The sequence below is a fragment of the Cyanobacterium sp. genome (genome assembly GCF_054166785.1).
The window spans coordinates 68,060-88,848 of sequence record NZ_JBSZCP010000053.1; the positions used below are offsets into that span (position 1 = coordinate 68,060).

A 20,789-nucleotide genomic window follows, 5' to 3' on the forward strand; every position below is an offset into this window, starting at 1 on the left:
GCAATGGCAAAAATTAACCAAAATAACTCATTTACAAAACTAAACGATCGCCCCTAGACCCAAAGAGTATAATAGGAGTAAGGAGGACTAGCTACCAAAAGACAAAAGCTAGATCGCAACATATGGTAATGATGACAGACAAAACCGCCTCCAACCCTACAGCAAAATTCCCTATCTGGGAAGAATTTGAGAGCGGAAAATGGCAACAAGAAATTAACGTCCGAGATTTTATCCAACGCAATTATACCCCTTATACCGACGACGAATCATTTTTAAGCGATGCAACCCCTACCACTAATAATCTGTGGACAGAGGTTAAATTATTGATGAAACAAGAAAGAGAAAAAGGAGTATTGGATGCAGAAACCAAAATCCCTTCTAGTATCAACGCCTACGGGGCTGGTTATATAAATAAAGACTTAGAAAAAATCGTCGGCTTACAAACCGACAAACCCCTCAAACGGGCTATCATGCCCAATGGTGGTATTAGGGTAGTGGAAAAATCCTTGGAAGCCTATGGATATACCATCGATCCCTTAGTTCATGATATATTCAATAAATATCGTAAAACCCATAATGACGGTGTTTTCTCCGCCTACACCACGGAAATGAGAAAAGCCCGTAAATCAGGTATCATCACAGGTTTACCCGATGCCTACGGTAGGGGTAGAATTATTGGTGACTATCGCCGAGTGGCTTTGTATGGCGTGGACTTCCTCATACAAGATAAACAAAATCAACTCCTCTCCCTTGAAATGGATTTGATGGATGAAGATACCATTCGCCTACGGGAAGAAATCACCGAACAAATCAAAGCCCTCCAAGAATTGAAAGAGATGGCGAGTAGTTATGGTTTTGACATCAGTAACCCTGCTACTAATGCCACCGAGGCGGTGCAATGGCTATATTTTGGTTATTTAGCCGCAGTAAAAGAACAAAACGGCGCAGCTATGTCCTTGGGGCGTGTATCTACTTTCCTCGATATTTACATCAAAAGGGATTTAGACAAGGGAGTAATTACCGAAACCGAAGCTCAAGAATTACTTGATCAATTTGTGATCAAATTGCGCATGGTAAGATTTTTACGAGCTCCTGAGTATAACCAATTATTCGCCGCTGATCCAGTATGGGTAACGGAAGTTATTGGCGGTGTCGGTTTAGACGGACGCCCCTTGGTGACAAAAACCAGTTTCCGCTTCCTTCACACCCTTTATAACTTAGGTCCTGCCCCTGAGCCAAACTTAACCATTTTATGGTCAGAAAAATTACCCATAGCTTTTAAACGTTATGTGGCTAAGGTTTCTATCGATACTAGCTCCATTCAATATGAAAACGATGACTTGATGCGCCCTGAGTATGGAGATGATTATGGTATCGCCTGTTGTGTGTCAGCCATGCGTATTGGTAAACAAATGCAGTTTTTCGGTGCAAGGGTAAACCTTGCCAAGGCTTTGTTATATGCCATTAATGGCGGTAAGGATGAAAATACAGCGATGCAGGTTGCCCCAGCTTACGCTCCCATTACTTCGGAATATCTTGATTATGATGAGGTAGCGGCAAAATTTGATCTCCTCATCGATTGGTTAGCCAAGTTGTATGTTAATACTTTGAATGTCATCCACTATATGCACGATAAGTATTCTTACGAACGGATTGAGATGGCATTACATGATCGGGATGTTTACCGCACCATGGCCTGTGGTATTGCGGGTTTGTCGGTGGTGGGAGATGCTTTTTCTGCCATGAAATACAGCAGGGTAAAAGTTATCCGTAATGAGGCTGGTTTGGCTGTAGATTATGAGGTGGAAGGTGATTATCCTAAGTTTGGGAATAATGATGATCGGGTGGATACCATCACTGCTAATATTATGACGGCGTTTATGAATAAGGTACGCAAAAATAAAACCTATCGTAATGCTATTCCTACTCAGTCGGTGTTAACTATCACTTCTAATGTGGTGTATGGTAAAAAAACGGGTAGCACTCCCGATGGCAGAAAAGCTGGGGAACCTTTTGCCCCTGGGGCAAACCCAATGCACGGCAGGGATACTAACGGTGCGATCGCATCTATGGCTTCTGTAGCGAAACTACCCTATGAAGATGCTCAAGATGGTATCTCTTATACCTTCTCTATAGTACCTGAGGCGATCGGTAAAACTCCAGAAACAAGGATTAATAACCTTGCGGGTATGTTAGATGGTTATTTCCACGATACGGGACACCATATCAATATTAACGTCCTAAATCGAGAAACTCTCCTTGATGCCATGGATCATCCTGAACAATATCCTCAGCTTACCATCAGGGTATCAGGTTATGCCGTCAACTTCATTAAACTCACCCGTGAGCAACAGTTAGACGTAATTAACCGTACGTTCCACGCTCAATTATAGTTCTGATTTTCGTTTCCATCTTTTTTCTCCTCCTCCGTGGGGGAGATTTTTATGACAAGGTAAGGGTTTTTAACCTTTTGTTATCATCGGCTACCTATAATTAATAAATCTCACCTTGTGAATTGGGTAATATCCCCCATAACCAGATGCCCACAAGGGGTGTTTTACCCCTTATGAAAAGGGGTCTTGATCTGTAAATATAAAGAAAAGATAAAGAACAAGGGAATTGAGGGAAAAACCATGGAATATATCTACTTTGTTGATAACGCAAGTTTAGTAATTAGGTTAATTAATTTTTTAACTCAAACTCCCTTATTACAGGAATCTGAATTAACTATTATTAATGAAATTGATGGTTGGGTAATTCGTCTCAAAGTACCCTATCTTTTAACTCAGTTAGACTACGGAAATTTAAAAGCTTTTCTCGAAGAAATTGGATGGGTATATCATCCTAGGGTCAAGATGAATTTAGTATTTTGTAGCTTAGATATGGGAGAATCTCCCGTTAAAGTGATGATCGATTATCAAGTGGCGATCGTTTCCTATGGTATTCCCTCCACCACAGAAATAGAGGCTTTTCGTTTACAATTTGCCCAGGGCTTGGGTTACTGTCCAGAAACTTTGGCTTAATTGATCTGGAAAAACGACTTTAAGCAACAAATTTTTCCCTACCGTAATACAAAAATTGAACATTAACCTAAATCACTGAAAATAAACTTAATCCGACTTTTTGCACTTCATTTTGTCACAAATAAAACGACATAAACAAAATGAGCTATTTGTAATGGTTTGAGTAAAATTTATCTTTAATGTCTTTTTCTCTGCTATTTTACTCTTGGACTATCTCTATGTTTTTTCACCACAAACAAGAGCCATCAATTTTTTTTATTTTATGTTGTAATGGCTCTTATTTTTAACGGAGTTGACCCAAAGTGAGTTAAATTGTCTCAACTCTCAGTCTAGTAATCATTTTGATGATTTAATGGCACATACTGATCCTAATTCTGATTATGAACGGGTAGTTCTAAGGGCGATCGCCCAAATGGGGTTACCTTTACCTGATAAGGCACAACACTATTTTTCAGAAGCTCAATGTAGGTCTGATTTTACTTATACTAAGGCGAGGTTAGCAATCTTTTGTGATGGTTCAGTTCATGATAATCCTACTCAGATACAGTGCGATCGTATTAAGCGTCAAGATTTAGAGTTTTTGACGGGCTATAAATCCTTTGTTTTTGACTACAAAAAAGATTTAATGAAGCAAATTTCCTCGTTAAAACATTTACTGGATTGAACTTAATCAGTGAATAAATATGATTGTTTTGCAATAAAGCTAGAACCAGTAGTTTCTTTCAAAAATCGATGTTAAAAATATACAACTTTATTCCCATAACTTTATTGACCTCTAATTTATAGGTAATCTAGTCAGCTTTAAAATTATACAACTTTATTTTTAGGTAACGAAAAAAGTGGTTTATAGACCCTCAAATTATATAACTTTATTACCTCGTTACAAAAGGATTGCCTAAAATCTTGACGGAGAATATTGAATTAATTCATGAAAGCTACTTTATTGATTGTATAAATGATAAAAATCCTCATGAATTAAAAGAGATATGTGAAATGATTAAGTAGGGTCTGCTGAAAAATAGATGTTACGTCCCATCATTTAATACCATTCGCCTCGCCACTGTTGCAGTTGTTCTATTTCAGTCTGCTGGCTATCGATGATATTTTGGGCTAATGCTTGAATTTCAGGATTATCAGATTTTTCTAGTGCATCCTGTGCCATCATCACCGCTGCTTCATGGTGAGGAATCATGGCATCGATAAATCTAAGCTCAAACTGTTCATCTCCCATGCCCAAGTCCATATCCATGCGCATAGCTGCCATTTGTTCGGGAGTCATCGCTGTGGTTTGGTTAGTTACGGGGTTCCATGCTGTGGGAGTTGCGGGGGCTTCGGGATACCACTCCGCACGCCATTGTTGCATTTGTAGAATTTCTACTTGTTGGGCTTGAATGATTTCTGTGGCTAAGGTTTGTAGTTCTTCACGGGAGGATTTTTCAAGGGCTTCTTGGCTCATGATTAAGGCTCCTTGGTGGTGAGGTATCATTGCATCAATAAATCTAAGATCATATTGTTCGTCTGCTTCCCCTAAGTCCATGGCATGTCCCATATGGTCATGGTTCATGGGATCGTGATCCATCATACTATGATCCATGGGTTCTTCTGTAATGCCGATTTCTGAGTCTGCTCCTCCAAGGCTAAGGGGGTCGTTTTCTTCGGGGGCAGCACAAGCTCCCAAAATTCCTAGTAGGCTGGTGGCAAAGATGGTAAAGATAATTTTGTTTTTAAAAATCATAAAATAGTTGATTTGTATATTTCTTTTCAGGAAACAACCTAACATATTATTTTTTTTTCTGGGGGGGGGTGATGAGAGGTTCGCACAAGCTCTGTTTAGATAAAGAATCACAAAAACCATTCATCATATCCAAATAATACCCGACTATTTTAGTCGGATATAGTTGACAGTTTAAACATGAGTTGTTATGCTTATACTCAAGCAATCATCAATTAATTAGAAATTTCCATACAAGTAGTTAAAGCACACGGAGAAAAAAGCATCATGACAACTGCGATCGCAACGGACACCACCAAGAAAAAACCCACCTTCACTAAATTAGTATCCAAAGAGGGCGGTACGGAATACCCTCTCAAGGCCATTAATATTTGTGAAGAAACCTTTGCCCCCCTAGAGGTAGCTTACGATTACGATGAAATCCGTCGTCAGGTAAGCCGTGAAAGTATTGCCGCAGGTCCTAACTCCATTTGGCGTTACAAACCTTTCTTACCCGTAGAAACCGATACCCCCATCGATGTCGGTACAGGAATGACTCCTTTAATGAAGTCTAATCGTTTGGCCCGTCGCTTAGGTCTCAAAAATCTCTACATTAAAAATGATGCTGTTAATATGCCCACCCTTAGCTTTAAGGATCGGGTTGTCTCCGTTGCTTTAACTCGTGCCAAAGAATTAGGTTTTACCACCGTATCTTGTGCTAGTACAGGAAACCTAGCTAACTCCACCGCTGCGATCGCCGCCCATGCTGGTTTAGACTGCTGTGTATTCATTCCTTCGGACCTCGAAGCCGGTAAGGTATTGGGTACTTTAATCTACAATCCCACCGTTATGGCGGTAAAAGGAAATTATGACCAAGTAAACCGTCTTTGCTCTGAAGTGGGTAATACCTACGGTTGGGGTTTTGTGAACATTAACCTTCGCCCTTACTACTCCGAAGGCTCTAAAACCCTCGGTTATGAAGTAGCAGAACAACTAGGCTGGAAATTACCTGATCATATCGTTGCTCCCCTAGCCTCTGGCTCTTTATTCACCAAAATCTATAAAGGATTCCAAGAATTTGTCAAAGTAGGTTTAGTGGATGACAAAGAAGTTCGTTTCAGCGGTGCACAAGCGGAAGGATGTTCCCCCATTGCTCAGGCTTTCAAAGAAGGCAGAGATTTTGTAACTCCCGTAAAACCCAACACCATTGCCAAGTCCATTGCTATTGGTAATCCTGCTGACGGTGTATATGCCCTTGATATTGCCCGTAAAACTAATGGTAATATTGAATCGGTAACCGATGCAGAAATTATCGAAGGAATGAAACTTTTAGCCGAAACTGAAGGTATCTTCACCGAAACCGCAGGGGGTACTACCGTTGCCGTATTGAAAAAATTAGTGGAAGCTGGAAAAATTGACCCTGAAGAAACCACCGTGGTTTACATCACTGGTAATGGTTTAAAAACCCAAGAAGCGGTACAAGGTTATATTAGCGAACCCCTTTTAATCGATCCTAAATTAGATAGTTTTGAAAGAGCTTTAGAGCGTTCTCGCACCCTTGGTCGTTTAGAGTGGCAACAGGTTTTAGTGTAAAATAGATTTCTGAACAGGGGGTTTAGATACCCCTTGTTTTCCCAAGACTTTTTAAGGGTCTTTTTTTTTGCAAAAATTATTATTAGAAAAAATATTCATAGAATCATGGCAGTAAAAGTATTAGTTCCTACCCCCTTACAAAAATTCACCAAAGAAGAAGCCACCGTTGAATGTGAGGCAACCAACGTTGCAGGTTTGATTGATGCCCTTGAGGCTAATTACCCCGGTATTAAAGCTCGTCTTTGTGATGAGCAAGGGATTCCCCGTCGTTTCCTCAATTTTTACGTTAACAGCGAGGACATCAGATTTTTAGATAATACGGACACTGTTTTGAGTGATGGGGATGAAGTAAGTATTGTTCCTGCGGTGGCTGGGGGTTGATTGTCGAATTGACGATTATTTTGAGGGTTGAACATTGTTCAGCTCTTTTTTTTGTCTAATTTTGAGGTAAGGAATTTAAACTGTTTGTTACATGAATCATGAAAATACGATCCCCCCTAACCCCCCTTAATAAGGGAGGAACTTAATTTGAAAATAATTAGCCTAGAAAATCTAAAGGGTTACTCATATTTTTGGCAAAGCCTAAGATTCCTTGATCTCGATGTTCATAAATTAAGTTACCCTGATTATCAAATAAAAATGTTCCTCCCCTTTGGGTAATATAAAGATCATCTGGTACATAGGTTCGCCAATTCCTCAAAACCTCCACCATATTTTTAAGTCTGAGGGTGGCTAATTCAAAGGGGCGTTGATAGTTTTTTCCTGCTTTGTTGAAAAATTCTCCTTTAATTTTTGGTAAGGGTTTAATGTTAATTTCTTCTTCGTTTTTAAATAATGGGGGAGAAGTGCGATCGCCCTTATAACCCCTAAAAACCTCTTTCAGAGTGCCTTTACTGCCAATTCCTGCACACATTAACAAAAGATTTAACCAAGCATTTTGAGTGTCTGAAAAGAAGGGTAAACCCCAATTTAAACCCTGATATAAGCCCAATTGTTGATGAATTTCGGCAGTAGAATCGATGAATAAATGTTCTTCCAGAAACCCCGTATATTGACAAAACTTTTTCCCTGATTCTATATTCCCAATGGCGATCGCCCTTACAGCAATGTTATTATTTTTAATAAAATCCCGCTCCCTTTGTAACCACCAAGCATATTCGAGGGTATCAAAATCCCCTAGTTGGGGCAAAACTATCATTAAAGTGCGATGGGCTTTTTCACAACCAGCGAATATGGAAATCATTTCGCCATCACTTACCCTCTGTCTTTGGGTTTGTTGAAATATAGAATAGGGTGCAAATTGTTCTACCGTTGCCGAATTAGTCATGGGGGAATAATTGAGAATGGATAATTGATAATTAAATTTTATCTAATTTTTCCCCTGATTTTGAGAAGGTGTTTCAAAACCATCCATGAGAATTTCAAATAGATTTCCCCCTTTATTAAGGGGGGCTAGGGGGGATCTTAAGTTTCAACCCCTAACCACAAAGACAACTAAACCAATTAATCAAAGTATCCAACTGCTGAGTAGGCTTCACCGCCCCCAACCCCCTCACCACAACCTTCTTCTTAGCATAGACAAAACGAGAATGTAAATGGGAAGGTAACTTTTCCAATAACAAATTCCAAGCAGGTTCTAACATCGGAGTTTCCAAGATAATATTTTGCTTACCTTCAGGCTTAATGCGAGAAAAACCGATAGACTTCGCCTTATATTTTAAATCCGCCACCTGTAACAACTGTTTAGCAGGTTCAGGAATTTCCCCATATCTATCCAACCAATCCCGCTCAATTTGCTTAATATCTCGCTCACAGCTAACCGTCGCCACCGCCCGATAAGCGTCCATCTTTTGTTCCACATCGGTAATATAACGATTGGGAATAAAGGCCGTGAGGTTTAAATCTATCTGGGTATCCTCCACCGTGGGAATTTCTTGCCCCTGAATCTCGTCAATAGCTTCCTTTAACATCTCCGTGTACATCTCAAAACCAATGGCCTCCATTTGCCCCGATTGCTCTGCCCCCAAAAGGCTACCAACCCCCCTTATCTCCATATCACGCATGGCGAGGTGATACCCCGAACCCAATTGGGAAAACTCCTGTAATGCTCGTAAACGCTTCCTTGCAGTATCAGAAAGGGTTTTATCTTCAGGGTATAACAACCACGCATGGGCTTGTACCCCCGATCGCCCCACGCGCCCCCGAAGCTGGTACAATTGAGCCAAGCCAAACTTTTGGGCATCTTCCACAACAATAGTATTGACCCTCGGAATATCTAACCCTGATTCGATGATGGTGGTACAAATCAACAAGTCTGCATCTCCATTATTAAAGCCCAACATAGTCGATTCTAATTCCCCCTCTGGCATCTGCCCATGGGCAATACCAATACGTAAACTAGGGATCATTTTCTGCAACATTTCCACCACCTTATCCATGCCCTCAATGCGGGGTAAGACATAGAAGATTTGCCCTCCCCTGTCCAACTCATTACGGATGGCGGTGCGGATTATCCCTTCATTAAATGCGCCGATGTGGGTTTTGATGGGGCGACGACTAGGAGGAGGAGTGGTAATCAAGCTCATTTCCCGAACTCCCGAAATGGACATATAGAGGGTACGGGGAATGGGGGTAGCGCTGAGGGTAAGCACATCTACTGAAGTTTTCATGGCTTTGATTTTTTCTTTTTGATTTACCCCAAATCTTTGTTCTTCATCTATTACTAATAAGCCTAAATCTTTATATTGAATAGTTTTGCTTAAAAGTTGGTGAGTACCCACCACCACATCTAATTCTCCTGTGGCTAATTTTTGCATAATTTCTTTTCTTTCGGAGGCGGTACGAAAGCGATTTAGTAAGCCGATATTGATGGGATAAGGGGAAAATCTTTCGAGTAAGGTATGGTAATGTTGTTGAGATAAAATAGTAGTGGGAGCTAAAAAAGCCACTTGTTTATTACCTGCGGTAATGACTTTAAAAATAGTTCTAATGGCTACCTCCGTTTTACCAAATCCCACATCTCCACATACTAAACGATCCATGGGGCGATCGCTCTCTAAATCTCTTTTTACCTCCTGAGTGGCTTTTAATTGATCGGGAGTTGGTTCGTAGGGAAAAGAGTCTTCTAATTCCCTTTGCCATGGAGAATCTTCGGGATAAATAAACCCTGTTAATTTAGCACGGGTGGCATATAATTTTACTAAATCTACCGCTAATTTTTTAATAGCCCGACGGGCTTTATTTTTAAGATTATTCCATTCTTTTCCTGCTAACTTATGTAACTTAGGATGGTTACTATCACTAGAACGATAACGGCTTAATACCTCCGAATTTTCCGCAGGTACTCTCAAAATACCATCAAGGTATTTTATTACTAAATATTCACGACTAGCTAAAGTTTCTAACTCGATAAATTGACCGATCCCATGATGTTTATGTACCACAAAATCATTCGGTCTTAATTTGTCTAAATCAACCTGTTTTGAAGCTGCTCTTCTTCTCTTTCTGATGTAGGTAGGACTGGCTAAATTATGTTGTCCAAAAAACTCTTTATCTGTAATAACTGCAATGCGAAAAGTAGGTAAAATAAAACCTTCTAATTCTGCCTGTCCTGAATACTTTAGGGCAACGGAAATATTTTGACGATGGGATTTTTCAATGGTGGGAAAATCGAGGGGATTAGAAATGAATTGAGCGGGGCAATCATGCTCTTGTAAAAGGGCAACGGAGCGCATGGGTTGAGCGGAAATCAACCAAGTATTATATTTACTTAGATCGATGGTATTATATACTTCTTTTTTACCCCTAATTATTTCCCCTATTTTAGCAAATTGATGGGGGCTAACAGGCACAGGGCGAGATGATAAGTTGAGACTATTTTCTTGGTTTTCTTGGGCAATTTCTGATAGGTAGATTTGCGGATATTTTATCTTAGTTAAAGATTCATCAAGGGTACGATGAAGGGGGGGTAAAAGATTCCCATTAGTTTCATTGATTAATTGCCATTTTTCGTGAGCTTGTTCTGTCCAGATATTACTATGGGCAAGACATTGGGCTGGTTCGTCCAGGGCAACTAGGGTATTATCATCAAAATAATCGAGGATACTTGCCACAGGGTCAAAGGCAAAACCGAGAAAACGGGTAACACCTTCAGGATAAATCTTATTTTCTAGGTTATCTTGCTCTAGGGGGGTCAAGTATGGTTTAATTTTCTCTATGGTGGGAATGTTTTGCAAAATAATGCTATCCCAAGAGCTAGGGGTTAGATTAAGACTGTCGATTTTGTCTAAGCTACGTTGAGAAACGGGGTCAAATTCTTTGATTTGTTCTAGTTCATCGCCAAAAAACTCTAATCTGATGGGTAATTCGGCGGAAACGGGAAATATGTCAATCAAATCTCCTCTTTTTGCCCACTGTCCTTCGATTTCCACTAAATTAACCCTTTCGTAACCCATATTAGTCAAGGTAAGGTCAATATCTTTGCTATGGAGGGTCATTCCCTGCACTAAATTTAAGCAGTATTTACTAAATACCTCCGCAGGGGGTAAATGGGGCTGTAGGGCTTGTTCGGTGGTGACGACGGCAATGGGTTCGTGATGACTAATTAAACCGCTGAGGGTCTGCATCTGTCCCCAAATCATCTCGGATTCGGGGTTGAGGGCTTCGTAGGGACTGGCGGAGGTGGTGGGATAGAAAAAAACTTGTTTCCAGCCCATGGCTTCAATGTTTGCCATCCAACGGGCGGATTCTTCGAGGGTGGCACAGACTACTAATAAATTTTTGTCCTGTTTTTGGGCAAGGGCGGAGGTGACTAATCCTTTGACGAGTCTTGATGCCCCTTGGAGGTGGTAGGGCTTATCAGGGGTTATTTTTTTGGTTAATTCGTTGGTGAGGGGGGAATGTGCGATCGCCCTTAGAACAGAAGAAAAGCTCATTTAATAACAATGGAGAGTTGATAATTGATAGTGGATAATTAGGGTTTTAAATTATCGGTTATCTTAATATTATATTAACCTCAGTTCAGGATTTGTTAGCATGGTTAGGTTTTACGCTTGTTAGTTGCAGATTTAACTTAGCCCAATCAAAAAATTATTATCCATTATCAATTAAAACCATTAATTAAGTTTTAACTACAAACTAAAAACCTTGTATGGAGATAAGCGGATTCGAACCGCTGACCCCTTGCATGCCATGCAAGTGCTCTACCAACTGAGCTATACCCCCTTGCTTGTTTAAGCAATATCTATTATGTCATAAACAAACAAAAAAATCAACCCACAAAACCATTAATAATTCAACTTGTCTGTTTTGTCACTCCATCATCCCATATATCTAATATCGCAAATTATTTGTTTATTATCAGAAAATAGCTATAAACTATTGATTATTATTCGTGACCGACTATTAGTAATTTTATTTTTATGAAATGTAGAGTTATTGTAATTACATCTGGTAAAGGAGGAGTGGGCAAAACCACCATTACCTCCAACTTAGGTACCGCCATCGCCCAATTAGGAAAAAAAGTTTGCTTAATTGATGCGGATTTTGGTTTGAGAAATCTTGACCTACTATTAGGACTAGAGCAAAGGGTGGTATATACCATCATGGATGCCCTAGCGGGGGAATGTACCCTCGAAAAAGCTATTGTTAGGGATAAACGCACTCAGGGCTTACACTTACTCCCTGCTGCCCAAAATCGCACCAAGGATGCCATTACCCCCGAAGAAATGAAGCAGGTTATCGCCCAACTTAAGCCTAATTTTGATTATATCCTTGTGGATTGCCCCGCAGGAATTGAAATGGGTTTCCGAAATGCGATCGCAGCTGCCACCGAAGCCCTCATTGTCACCACTCCTGAAGTAGCTGCGGTGAGGGATGCCGATAGGGTAGTGGGTTTATTAGAAAGTGAAGGTATGGCAAGTATTCGCCTGATTGTGAATCGTCTTCGTCCTGAAATGGTAAAAATGGATGAAATGATTAGTGTGGAGGATATTATTGATTTATTGGTAGTACCCTTAATTGGTATTGTTCCTGATGATAAAAGAATTATTACATCTTCTAACCGTGGTGAACCCTTGGTATTAAATAAGGAGCCTTCTTTACCGGGTATTGCTATTAAAAATATTGCCAAAAGACTTGAGGGGGCAGATATTCCTTATCTGGATTTGATGGGATCTCAAGATACTTTCTTTACTAAAATTAAGCGATTTTTGGGCATGGCTGACAAGAATTAATAAATTTTGTCTAGGGATGGTTAGTATAAATTACTTTTTTTGCTGTTTAGGGAGGGAAAAATCAGTCAATTTATGGAGGGGTGAAAATGTTATGGGGCAGGAGTAAGGGTGATTAAGATTAATTAATGAAAAATCACTAAAATTTATAATATTTAAATATTTACTATTTAGGTATTTTTAGAAGGTTAAATAAACTCTAATTGTTCTTGGCTTATATAATTACTAATTATTAAAATAATGTAGATATGATCAAAGATATTTTTAATTCCATTACCTCTTGGGGTAGTAAAGAAAAAAGCGGTAGAAGCGCAAAAAATCGCCTTGAATTAGTCCTTGCCAACGATAGGGCAGGGGTTAATCCTGAGCTAATTGATAAAATGCGTTTAGAAATTTTAGAAGTAGTTAGTCGCTATCTTGATATTGATATTGAGGAGATGGATTTTTCTATTCAAAGTAGCGATCGCACTACATCCTTAAAAGCTAATTTGCCCATTAAAAAAATTAAAAGAAATCAGGAAAATTAACCATTGATTTAGGCATGACGGCGGTGGGAAATTACCCAACTAAAAAGGGGTAATAAAACTACACTAGCAAGGGAAATAATTACCATAAGATAAATCGTATCCATATATTCTGGAGTCATAATCTGTCACCTCTTTTTGAGCGGTACATAATAAATAGCCAATATTTTTTGTATATTTAGCTACATTTATATCCTAACAATTGACCTCAAAGAAAAGTCGTAATTGTTACAAAAAGCAATGGATAGGGTAATTCACTGTGACAAATTTTTGATCGTCCTTAGAGAGATAGACATTCTCAACAATAACTATTAGAATCAATGTTTGATGCAATGTATTTTATGATTTTTTTTAATAACCCTTTAGAAACTTAATGAAGCGAATCTTGATAGCCTTGATGGGGGGAATTATCCCTTCTTTGTTGTGTTTTCCTGTTAGGGCATTACATCAATCCTTGTCAGAGGTGGGCATTAACGCTACGAAACTTCATCAGCCTCCCTATGATTTGAGGGGAAGAAAAATCGCCATTGGACAGGTAGAAATTGGACGTCCAATGCAATTTGGGCTTGATAAATTACCACTATTTCATCGTAATTTACCCCTTGCTCGTTTATTTTTTCGCAATACTTTGGCTATGCCAAATCAGTATATTGATGATCATGCTGCCATGGTAGCTTCTATTATGGTGGGAAATGAAAAGGGTTTTTTGGGGGTTGCCCCTGCCGCTCGTCTGTATTCTGGGGCGATTGGTTTTGTGGGACGAAATGCCCAGCCAGAGGAGTGTTTAGCGACCCAACATATTGCTTTGCAAAATAGTAATGATGTTAGGGCTATTAATTTAAGTTTTGGTGAGTCTTTATTAAGGGACGATCGCCCTTTACCCCAGTTAGATGGTAACGCATTATTTACCCAATGTTTGGATTGGTCTGCGAGGGTTCACAATGTTTTATATGTGGTGGCAGGAAATCAAGGCAAGGGGGGAATTCCTATCCCCACGGATAATTATAATGGTATCACCACGGCCTATAGCATGAAGGTGGATGGGGTTTTTCGGAAGGTTGATTTTGCTAATTTGAGTGTATCTAGCAATGATGTGGCAAGGGAGTTAATTAAGGGTGAGGTGAATGTAGGAGGAAGAAGGGGGATTTCTTTACTAGCCCCAGGGAATAATATTCAGACCTATAATATTGAAGGTCGGTTACAAAGTGTGCAGGGTACAAGTTTTGCCGCTCCCCATATTACAGGGGCGATCGCACTTTTACAGGAAGGGGGCGATCGCATTTATAACCAAAATCCAGACCATTGGAGTTTAGACTATCGCCGTCAAGAAGTAATGAAAGCAATTTTACTCAACTCCGCCGATAAGATGGAAGATTATGGCAATGGAGACTTTTTGGGGATGTCTCGCACGGTGTTAACTCAGAAAAATCAAACATGGTTACAAACTAGCGCCTTTCAAAATCCAGCAATTCCCATGAGTATGGAAATGGGTACAGGGCATTTAAATGTATATCGAGCCTATCAACAATTAATAGCAGGGCAATGGCAACCTGAAAATATAGTCCCTGCCATGGGTTGGAACTATAATACGATCAAAGTTAATGAAATTAACCGTTATAACCTTGAAAAACCCCTAAAGGAAGGAAGTTTTGTGGCGATTACCCTGACATGGAATCGTCTTGTGGAACTCAGGGATTTAAATAATAATGGGATGTATGATATGGGAGAAAGATTTATGGATCGAGGTTTAAATAATTTAGATTTATATCTAATATCCGAAGATGGTCAGGTAGTTTGCTCCTCCGTCAGTAAAGTTGATAGTGTCGAGCATATTTTTTGCCCTATTCCCAAAACTAAGCAATATTCAATTAAAGTCAGTTTCAAAGATCAAGTGAATGAGCCCACGCAGAATTATGCCATCGCTTGGCACACTGTTATGGAAGAAAATTAACCATAATTGAGCCCACCCTAATTAAGATCAGCGGATAAATAGGCGATCGCACTTCTAATCCATTCCTCTACCATGGTATTTTTTAGCAAGATATTATCCTGACTAATGACCGAAATTGCCTGTTGAATTTCATCCTTCGTATAACCCAACGCAAGGAGAGTCATTTCCAAATCTGCCAAAATATCCGAGGGCGGAGAAACCCTTTCTTGGTTAATATTAATTCCTGCCTCAATGCGCCACTGAGAAAGTTTTGTTTTCAACTCCAGGGCAATTCTTTCTGCGGTTTTTTGTCCTACCCCCGGGGTTTTTGATAACATACGGGTGTTACCCATCACAATCGCTTGTACTAAATCCTCCAAACCCAAAGTATCAATAAGGGCGATCGCACTTTGAACCCCAATGCCAGACACACTAATCAACTGCCGAAACAAATCCCTCTGGGCCGCCGACATAAAACCATACAAAATTTGTTGGTCATCCCGAATCTGTAAATGGGTAAAAACCTGTAAACTTTTGCCCTCCCCATGCTCCTCTATATTACGAGCAAATCGAGAAAAAATTTGCACCTCATAGCCAATCCCATTCACCTCCAACACCAGCATAATTCGCTTATTATGGGTTCTGAGAATATAAACAACATCACCCCGAAGATAATTAATCATTAACTAACAGACTCTAATAAAACAACCGTATAAGCACATATAGCCTCCTCCCTACCAATAGCATCCAACTTCTCATTAGTCGTCGCCTTAATACTAATTTGATCAGGACTAATACTCATCGCCCGTGCCAGACTGTCAATCATAGCAGGTAAATGGGGTTTTAACTTAGGACGTTCCGCCACAATAACATTATCCATATTAACCACATTCCACCCCCGATCCAAAATCAACTGATAAACTTCCTTCAACAACACAATACTATCCGCCCCAGCCCACTGAGGATCACTCGGCGGAAAATAGTGACCAATATCACCCAAACTTAAAGCCCCCAACAAAGCATCCATAATAGAATGGGTTAACACATCCGCATCGCTATGACCCAAAAGCCCCACAGAATGCTCAATGTTCACCCCCCCAAGGATTAACTTCCGACCTTCCACCAAACGATGTAAATCATAACCATTCCCAATTCTAATCATTTATTCTCCTTTGCATCACCTTTATTTTTAACCCCTTGTATTATAAAAGCATTTGAATTAAAATATATGGTGATATATTGTTCTGAAATTTTCTAACAATACATTTGGGGCTGTAGCTCAGTAGGATAGAGCAAGTGCCTCCTAAGCACTGGGCCGGTGGTTCGATTCCGCCCAGTCCCGTATCAAAATAAAAAAACAAAAAAAAAGGGTGCCGTATTACAGCACCCTCTATTATTACTATGTCCTAAACCAGACTAAAAATATTAGTCAAGATCGGGCATGGATAAGGTAGGCTCATTCTTACGATCAATACCTTTCTCGAAACCACCAGCAGCCGCACGAGAACGTCCTGCGTGCCACAAGTGACCAATTAAGAAGAAGAAAGCTAATACGAAGTGAGAAGTTGCTAACCATGCACGGGGAGATACATAGTTGAAAGAGTTAACGTCAGTGATTACACCACCAACAGAGTTTAGAGAACCTAAAGGCGCGTGGGTCATGTACTCAGCCGCACGACGTACTTGCCAAGGTTGAATGTCATTTCTGATTTTGTCTAAATCTAAACCGTTAGGACCACGAAGAGGCTCTAACCAAGGACCACGGAAGTCCCAGAAACGCATGGTTTCACCACCAAAGATGATTTCACCAGTGGGAGAGCGCATTAAGTATTTACCAAGACCAGTAGGACCTTGAGCAGAACCTACGTTAGCACCTAAGCGTTGGTCACGGATTAAATAGGTTAATGCTTGAGCCTGAGATGCTTCGGCACCAGTAGGACCATAGAATTCGCTAGGATAAGCGGTATTGTTGTACCACACCATAACGGATGCGATGAATCCCATTAAGGATAAAGCACCTAAGCTATAGGCCAAATAAGCCTCACCAGACCAGACGAGGGCGCGACGAGCCCAACCAAAAGGCTTGGTTAGGATGTGCCAAATACCGCCACCGATACAGATGAAACCTACCCAGATATGACCACCGATGATGTCTTCCATGTTGTTAACACTCATGATCCAACCTTCGCCACCAAAGGGAGCTTTAGCCAAGTAACCAAAGATGGTTGCAGGGTTTAAGGTTGGGTTGGTGATAATACGAACATCTCCACCACCCGGCGCCCAGGTATCGTACACACCACCAAAGAACATCGCTTTGAAGACGAGTAGGAATGCACCCAAACCTAAGAGGATTAAGTGATAACCAATGATGTTAGTCATTTGGTTTTTGTCTTTCCAATCGTAACCAAAGAAACTAGAGTATTCTTCTAGGGTTTCAGGACCACGTAAAGCGTGGTAAAGTCCACCTAAGCCTAATACAGCAGAGGAGATGATGTGTAATACACCAGCTACGAAGAAAGGAAATGTATCGGTGATTTCACCACCAGCACCTACACCCCAACCCAAGGTAGCAATGTGAGGAAGAAGGATTAAACCTTGTTCGTACATTGGTTTTTCGGGAATGAAGTGTGCGGTTTCAAATAAAGTCATGGCGCCAGCCCAAAATACAATGAGACCAGCGTGGGCGACGTGCGCACCTAACAATTTTCCAGATAGGTTGATAAGTCTGGCATTACCAGCCCACCAAGCAAATCCAGTAGATTGTAGGTCACGACCGCCGATGGAACTATTAGAGAGCGTTACCACGGGGAAGTACCTCCTCAGGAAATTCAAATTTTTGATGGGGTTGATCTTGGGGCGCCATCCATGCGCGCAACCCTTCGTTTAATAGGATGTTTTTGGTATAAAATGTTTCAAATTCTGGGTCTTCTGCTGCCCTTAACTCTTGGGAGACGAAGTCATAGGCACGAAGGTTAAATGCTAAACCAACGATACCGATAGAACTCATCCACAACCCAGTTACGGGTACAAACAACATGAAGAAGTGTAACCAGCGTTTGTTGGAGAAAGCAATACCGAAGATTTGAGACCAATAACGGTTAGCAGTAACCATGGAGTAGGTTTCTTCTGCTTGGGTAGGTTCAAATGCACGGAAGGTGTTTGCTTGTTCACCATCTTGGAATAGGGTATTTTCTACGGTGGCACCATGAATGGCACACAGTAGTGCCCCCCCAAGAATACCAGCTACGCCCATCATGTGGAAGGGGTTAAGAGTCCAGTTGTGGAATCCTTGTAGGAACAAGATAAAGCGGAAGATTCCAGCTACTCCGAAGGAAGGAGCAAAGAACCAGCTAGACTGTCCTAGGGGATACATTAAGAAGACACTGACAAATACGGCAATAGGGCCAGAAAAGGCGATCGCATTGTAAGGACGAATCCCCACTAGACGAGCAATTTCAAACTGACGTAACATGAAGCCGATTAAACCGAAAGCTCCGTGTAGTGCTACAAAAGACCACAAACCACCGATTTGACACCAGCGGGTAAAATCGCCCTGAGCTTCAGGCCCCCACAAAAATAGTATGGAATGACCAAAAGCATCAGCAGGACTAGATACGGCTACGGTTAGGAAGTTAGCACCCTCTAAGTAGGAACTAGCTAAAGCGTGGGTGTACCAAGAGGTTACAAAAGTAGTGCCTGTTAACCAACCACCCAAAGCCATGTAAGCACAGGGAAATAGAAGGATACCAGACCAGCCTACGAATACGAATCTGTCTCTTTTGAGCCAGTCGTCTAAGGCTTCGAACCAGCCTCTTTGCGCAGGAGCGCGTCCGACTGCGATAGTCATAATGTTTCTTTTCTTAACTTTTTAAGTTTTACTTTTATGCTTTCTCTGTTTTATGAGAGAAAACTGATTTTGTACTGAGCAATATAACCAGTACACCATTAACTTTTCTTAATATAGCATGATTCAAGGATATATCTGAATGGTTTTTAGAAATAAATCCCTTTTTTTGTGAACTGCTATTTACCATTGTTAACAAAAAATTTACAAAATGTCACATCTTTCTCAGAAATATGGCATATTCTTAATAGTGTGGAGTCCATGAATTTTCTAAAAATGGGCTAGGAAAACTAAAGTTCATCAATAAAACGTTGGGTAGGGCTAAAATGAAAGGGGCCAGCCACTGAACCCCATAACAACTCATCGGTTTCTAGGTCTCTACCACGGTCAAAGCTAATTAATTTGTTCTCATCAATTTCAAAGCTATTATCAAGGTAGGACTTTTTGCCTTTACGCTCTACGATACAAGCCTTACCCGGCTTCACATGACCTTTAAAGTGAGTTCCTGTCCAGTGAGCTACCATATCACAACCATCCATTTTATCGAGATGGTCAAGGGTTAATTCTTTTAGTTTTTCAGGGTTGCGAGAAGCTCCATAAAATTCTTTTTCTTCTTTTAGTTTATAATGTTCTAACTCTAGGTGATCTCCCACTGCTTTGATGGTAAATACTCTTAAACGATAGGGTTGAGATAATAGAAAGTCGTAGGCTTGTTCGAGAAAAAAGCTGATTTCTCCAAAAAGGGAATGGGGTAAGGGGCGCATACATACTCGAATATGGGCAAAGAAGGGAGGATTTTCGATGGCTTGTGCTTCGTTACTAAAATCCCCTGCCATCAGTTTTGCTAGGGCTTTTACATCTGTAGAGTTACTCATTGGTTAATGTTTTACTAATAATATAAATAATCTTTTTGTAGGGAATTGATCCCCCTTAATTAATAGGGGGGGGGATAAAACTCTTTTTTTCAGGATTACCAACCAGTGATAGCGGGAGAATCTAGTAAGGAATCAAGATTGGGTTGGGTGGTTTTTTCGTCTTCAGGTTTTTCTCTTACTTCAATACAGAAGGTGGCGGTATTAAAACCTCCAAATCTTTGTACTGTGCTGGTACGCAAACGAACATCATCGCTGACAAACCAAAAGCGTTCGTGGATTGTCATGGTTTCGTATTCGGTGGTTAAAACGAGGGCATCGTCATGGTCGAGGTAATATTCTCCTGCTACGGGTACAATTTCGGCGTAACCTCTTTCTCTGAGTAGTTTTCCTTGGCGGGGATTATCGGTTTCGGGGATGAGGGCAAAAACGGTTTCTCCTTTGTGGCTTTCGTTTTCTTTATCCCAAGCCATGGCACCATCCCATGTTACGTAAGAGCCTCCGACGGATTTTTCGGGGTCGAATTTGTGCATTTCGCAGATTTCTTTGATTTTGGGATTCTCTTTATCAAGGGTTTCTACTTGTATTTCTGAGCCTCCACTTTCGGCACGGCGGAAAGGTAAATGGTGGGTTGTACGTTGCGATCGCCACTTACCTGCACTATTTTGGAAAAAGGTTAATCCGTCCATTTTATATCTATTTTTTATCTTAATATTTTTCTTTTTACCTTGAACCTCCCCTGCCTGAAGGCGAGGGGATTCCCATATAGACTCTTATCTAGGCTTTCGCCCCTGACAGAACGCCATTACTGGGCTGTTTCATCACGATAGTTCCTACCGCAACATTTTGCAATCCCCTATTTCTAATTACTTCCGCCGCCACAATATCTCGATCTTTTTCATAGCCACATTCGGGGCAATGATGGACTCTCATATTCAGAGTCTTTTTACCTGTATTAGTACCACAATTCGGGCATATTTGCGAAGTATAGTCTTTATCTACCCTCTCAAAATAAGTATCCGTTTGTGAACAAACATACTCTAATATGTTGAAGAATTGACC

At 40.5% G+C, this 20,789-nt stretch carries 18 protein-coding genes and 2 tRNA genes; 9 read left to right on the forward strand and 11 right to left on the reverse strand.

Translation table 11 applies throughout. From position 1 onward, the window contains the following. Positions 1–122: 122 nt before the first annotated feature. From pflB to ACXITR_RS11030, 3 genes are all read left to right on the forward strand, one after another. Positions 123–2,393 carry a formate C-acetyltransferase gene (gene pflB / locus ACXITR_RS11020; RefSeq protein WP_457997272.1) on the forward strand — a complete coding sequence of 757 codons (2,271 nt, stop codon included), beginning with the start codon at positions 123–125 and terminating at the stop codon, positions 2,391–2,393. 240 nt (positions 2,394–2,633) lie between these two features. Beyond that, the gene (locus tag ACXITR_RS11025) at positions 2,634–3,023 is read left to right on the forward strand and encodes a hypothetical protein (protein ID WP_457997273.1); all 390 of its coding nucleotides are present in this window, start codon (positions 2,634–2,636) and stop codon (positions 3,021–3,023) included. 292 nt (positions 3,024–3,315) lie between these two features. After that, on the forward strand, positions 3,316–3,687 hold the full coding sequence (locus ACXITR_RS11030; RefSeq protein ID WP_457997274.1) for a hypothetical protein: 372 nt from the start codon (positions 3,316–3,318) through the stop codon (positions 3,685–3,687). Between the two features lie 375 nt (positions 3,688–4,062). Here the strand turns inward: ACXITR_RS11030 and ACXITR_RS11035 are convergent, their stop codons facing one another. After that, positions 4,063–4,758 (reverse strand): DUF305 domain-containing protein, encoded by a 696-nt coding sequence (locus tag ACXITR_RS11035; protein WP_457997275.1) that lies wholly within the window; start codon positions 4,756–4,758, stop codon positions 4,063–4,065. 264 nt (positions 4,759–5,022) lie between these two features. On the opposite strand from ACXITR_RS11035, the gene thrC reads away from it, so the two are divergent. Together thrC and ACXITR_RS11045 are read left to right on the forward strand one after the other, a co-directional pair. After that, entirely contained in the window at positions 5,023–6,327 is a 1,305-nt protein-coding gene (gene thrC, locus ACXITR_RS11040) for a threonine synthase (RefSeq protein WP_457997276.1), read from the forward strand. A gap of 105 nt (positions 6,328–6,432) precedes the next feature. Beyond that, positions 6,433–6,708: a MoaD/ThiS family protein gene (locus tag ACXITR_RS11045; RefSeq protein WP_457997277.1), complete on the forward strand. Its 276-nt coding sequence runs from the start codon at positions 6,433–6,435 to the stop codon at positions 6,706–6,708. 157 nt (positions 6,709–6,865) lie between these two features. On the opposite strand, the gene ACXITR_RS11050 is transcribed toward ACXITR_RS11045, so the two are convergent. From ACXITR_RS11050 to ACXITR_RS11060, 3 genes are all read right to left on the reverse strand, one after another. Then, a complete protein-coding gene (locus tag ACXITR_RS11050) occupies positions 6,866–7,654 on the reverse strand; it encodes a peroxiredoxin-like family protein (protein ID WP_457997278.1) in 789 nt (262 codons plus the stop codon). A gap of 151 nt (positions 7,655–7,805) precedes the next feature. Further along, complete coding sequence (mfd, locus tag ACXITR_RS11055; RefSeq protein ID WP_457997279.1) at positions 7,806–11,261, reverse strand: transcription-repair coupling factor; 3,456 nt, start codon at positions 11,259–11,261, stop codon at positions 7,806–7,808. A gap of 216 nt (positions 11,262–11,477) precedes the next feature. Continuing rightward, a tRNA-Ala gene (locus tag ACXITR_RS11060) sits at positions 11,478–11,550 on the reverse strand. A gap of 197 nt (positions 11,551–11,747) precedes the next feature. Between ACXITR_RS11060 and minD the strand changes: the two genes are divergently transcribed. The 3 genes from minD (at position 11,748) to ACXITR_RS11075 (ending at position 15,032) form a co-directional block, all read left to right on the forward strand. Beyond that, entirely contained in the window at positions 11,748–12,560 is an 813-nt protein-coding gene (gene minD / locus ACXITR_RS11065; RefSeq protein ID WP_457997280.1) for a septum site-determining protein MinD, read from the forward strand. 245 nt (positions 12,561–12,805) lie between these two features. Continuing rightward, entirely contained in the window at positions 12,806–13,084 is a 279-nt protein-coding gene (gene minE, locus ACXITR_RS11070; protein ID WP_457997281.1) for a cell division topological specificity factor MinE, read from the forward strand. 370 nt (positions 13,085–13,454) lie between these two features. Next, a complete protein-coding gene (locus tag ACXITR_RS11075; protein WP_457997282.1) occupies positions 13,455–15,032 on the forward strand; it encodes a S8 family serine peptidase in 1,578 nt (525 codons plus the stop codon). A gap of 17 nt (positions 15,033–15,049) precedes the next feature. On the opposite strand, the gene ruvA is transcribed toward ACXITR_RS11075, so the two are convergent. Beyond that, positions 15,050–15,694: a Holliday junction branch migration protein RuvA gene (gene ruvA / locus ACXITR_RS11080; RefSeq protein ID WP_457997283.1), complete on the reverse strand. Its 645-nt coding sequence runs from the start codon at positions 15,692–15,694 to the stop codon at positions 15,050–15,052. Further along, the gene (ispF, locus tag ACXITR_RS11085; RefSeq protein WP_457997284.1) at positions 15,694–16,173 is read right to left on the reverse strand and encodes a 2-C-methyl-D-erythritol 2,4-cyclodiphosphate synthase; all 480 of its coding nucleotides are present in this window, start codon (positions 16,171–16,173) and stop codon (positions 15,694–15,696) included. Before ispF ends, ruvA begins: the two co-directional genes overlap by 1 nt. 106 nt (positions 16,174–16,279) lie before the next feature. On the opposite strand from ispF, the gene ACXITR_RS11090 reads away from it, so the two are divergent. Further along, positions 16,280–16,353, forward strand: a tRNA-Arg gene (locus ACXITR_RS11090). Between the two features lie 83 nt (positions 16,354–16,436). On the opposite strand, the gene psbC is transcribed toward ACXITR_RS11090, so the two are convergent. The 5 genes from psbC to ACXITR_RS11115 all read right to left on the reverse strand — a co-directional run. Then, on the reverse strand, positions 16,437–17,816 hold the full coding sequence (psbC, locus tag ACXITR_RS11095; RefSeq protein ID WP_457997285.1) for a photosystem II reaction center protein CP43: 1,380 nt from the start codon (positions 17,814–17,816) through the stop codon (positions 16,437–16,439). Further along, on the reverse strand, positions 17,800–18,858 hold the full coding sequence (gene psbD / locus ACXITR_RS11100; RefSeq protein ID WP_457997286.1) for a photosystem II D2 protein (photosystem q(a) protein): 1,059 nt from the start codon (positions 18,856–18,858) through the stop codon (positions 17,800–17,802). The genes psbC and psbD overlap by 17 nt, the downstream gene beginning before the upstream one ends. Before the next feature lie 287 nt (positions 18,859–19,145). Continuing rightward, a complete protein-coding gene (locus tag ACXITR_RS11105; RefSeq protein ID WP_457997287.1) occupies positions 19,146–19,730 on the reverse strand; it encodes a CpcT/CpeT family chromophore lyase in 585 nt (194 codons plus the stop codon). Positions 19,731–19,825: 95 nt separating this feature from the next. Beyond that, complete coding sequence (locus tag ACXITR_RS11110) at positions 19,826–20,416, reverse strand: phycobiliprotein lyase (protein WP_457997288.1); 591 nt, start codon at positions 20,414–20,416, stop codon at positions 19,826–19,828. Positions 20,417–20,504: 88 nt separating this feature from the next. Next, positions 20,505–20,789: zinc ribbon domain-containing protein (locus tag ACXITR_RS11115; RefSeq protein ID WP_457997289.1), on the reverse strand; the 285-nt coding region annotated here is incomplete at its 5' end.

Coding starts and splice junctions, on each gene's coding strand:
- pflB (WP_457997272.1), top strand. CDS start 123: ATGGTAATGATGACAGACAAAACCGCCTCCAACCCTACAGCAAAATTC.
- ACXITR_RS11025 (WP_457997273.1), top strand. CDS start 2,634: ATGGAATATATCTACTTTGTTGATAACGCAAGTTTAGTAATTAGGTTA.
- ACXITR_RS11035 (WP_457997275.1), bottom strand. CDS start 4,758: ATGATTTTTAAAAACAAAATTATCTTTACCATCTTTGCCACCAGCCTA.
- thrC (WP_457997276.1), top strand. CDS start 5,023: ATGACAACTGCGATCGCAACGGACACCACCAAGAAAAAACCCACCTTC.
- ACXITR_RS11045 (WP_457997277.1), top strand. CDS start 6,433: ATGGCAGTAAAAGTATTAGTTCCTACCCCCTTACAAAAATTCACCAAA.
- ACXITR_RS11050 (WP_457997278.1), bottom strand. CDS start 7,654: ATGACTAATTCGGCAACGGTAGAACAATTTGCACCCTATTCTATATTT.
- mfd (WP_457997279.1), bottom strand. CDS start 11,261: ATGAGCTTTTCTTCTGTTCTAAGGGCGATCGCACATTCCCCCCTCACC.
- minD (WP_457997280.1), top strand. CDS start 11,748: ATGAAATGTAGAGTTATTGTAATTACATCTGGTAAAGGAGGAGTGGGC.
- minE (WP_457997281.1), top strand. CDS start 12,806: ATGATCAAAGATATTTTTAATTCCATTACCTCTTGGGGTAGTAAAGAA.
- ACXITR_RS11075 (WP_457997282.1), top strand. CDS start 13,455: ATGAAGCGAATCTTGATAGCCTTGATGGGGGGAATTATCCCTTCTTTG.
- ruvA (WP_457997283.1), bottom strand. CDS start 15,694: ATGATTAATTATCTTCGGGGTGATGTTGTTTATATTCTCAGAACCCAT.
- ispF (WP_457997284.1), bottom strand. CDS start 16,173: ATGATTAGAATTGGGAATGGTTATGATTTACATCGTTTGGTGGAAGGT.
- psbD (WP_457997286.1), bottom strand. CDS start 18,858: ATGACTATCGCAGTCGGACGCGCTCCTGCGCAAAGAGGCTGGTTCGAA.
- ACXITR_RS11105 (WP_457997287.1), bottom strand. CDS start 19,730: ATGAGTAACTCTACAGATGTAAAAGCCCTAGCAAAACTGATGGCAGGG.
- ACXITR_RS11110 (WP_457997288.1), bottom strand. CDS start 20,416: ATGGACGGATTAACCTTTTTCCAAAATAGTGCAGGTAAGTGGCGATCG.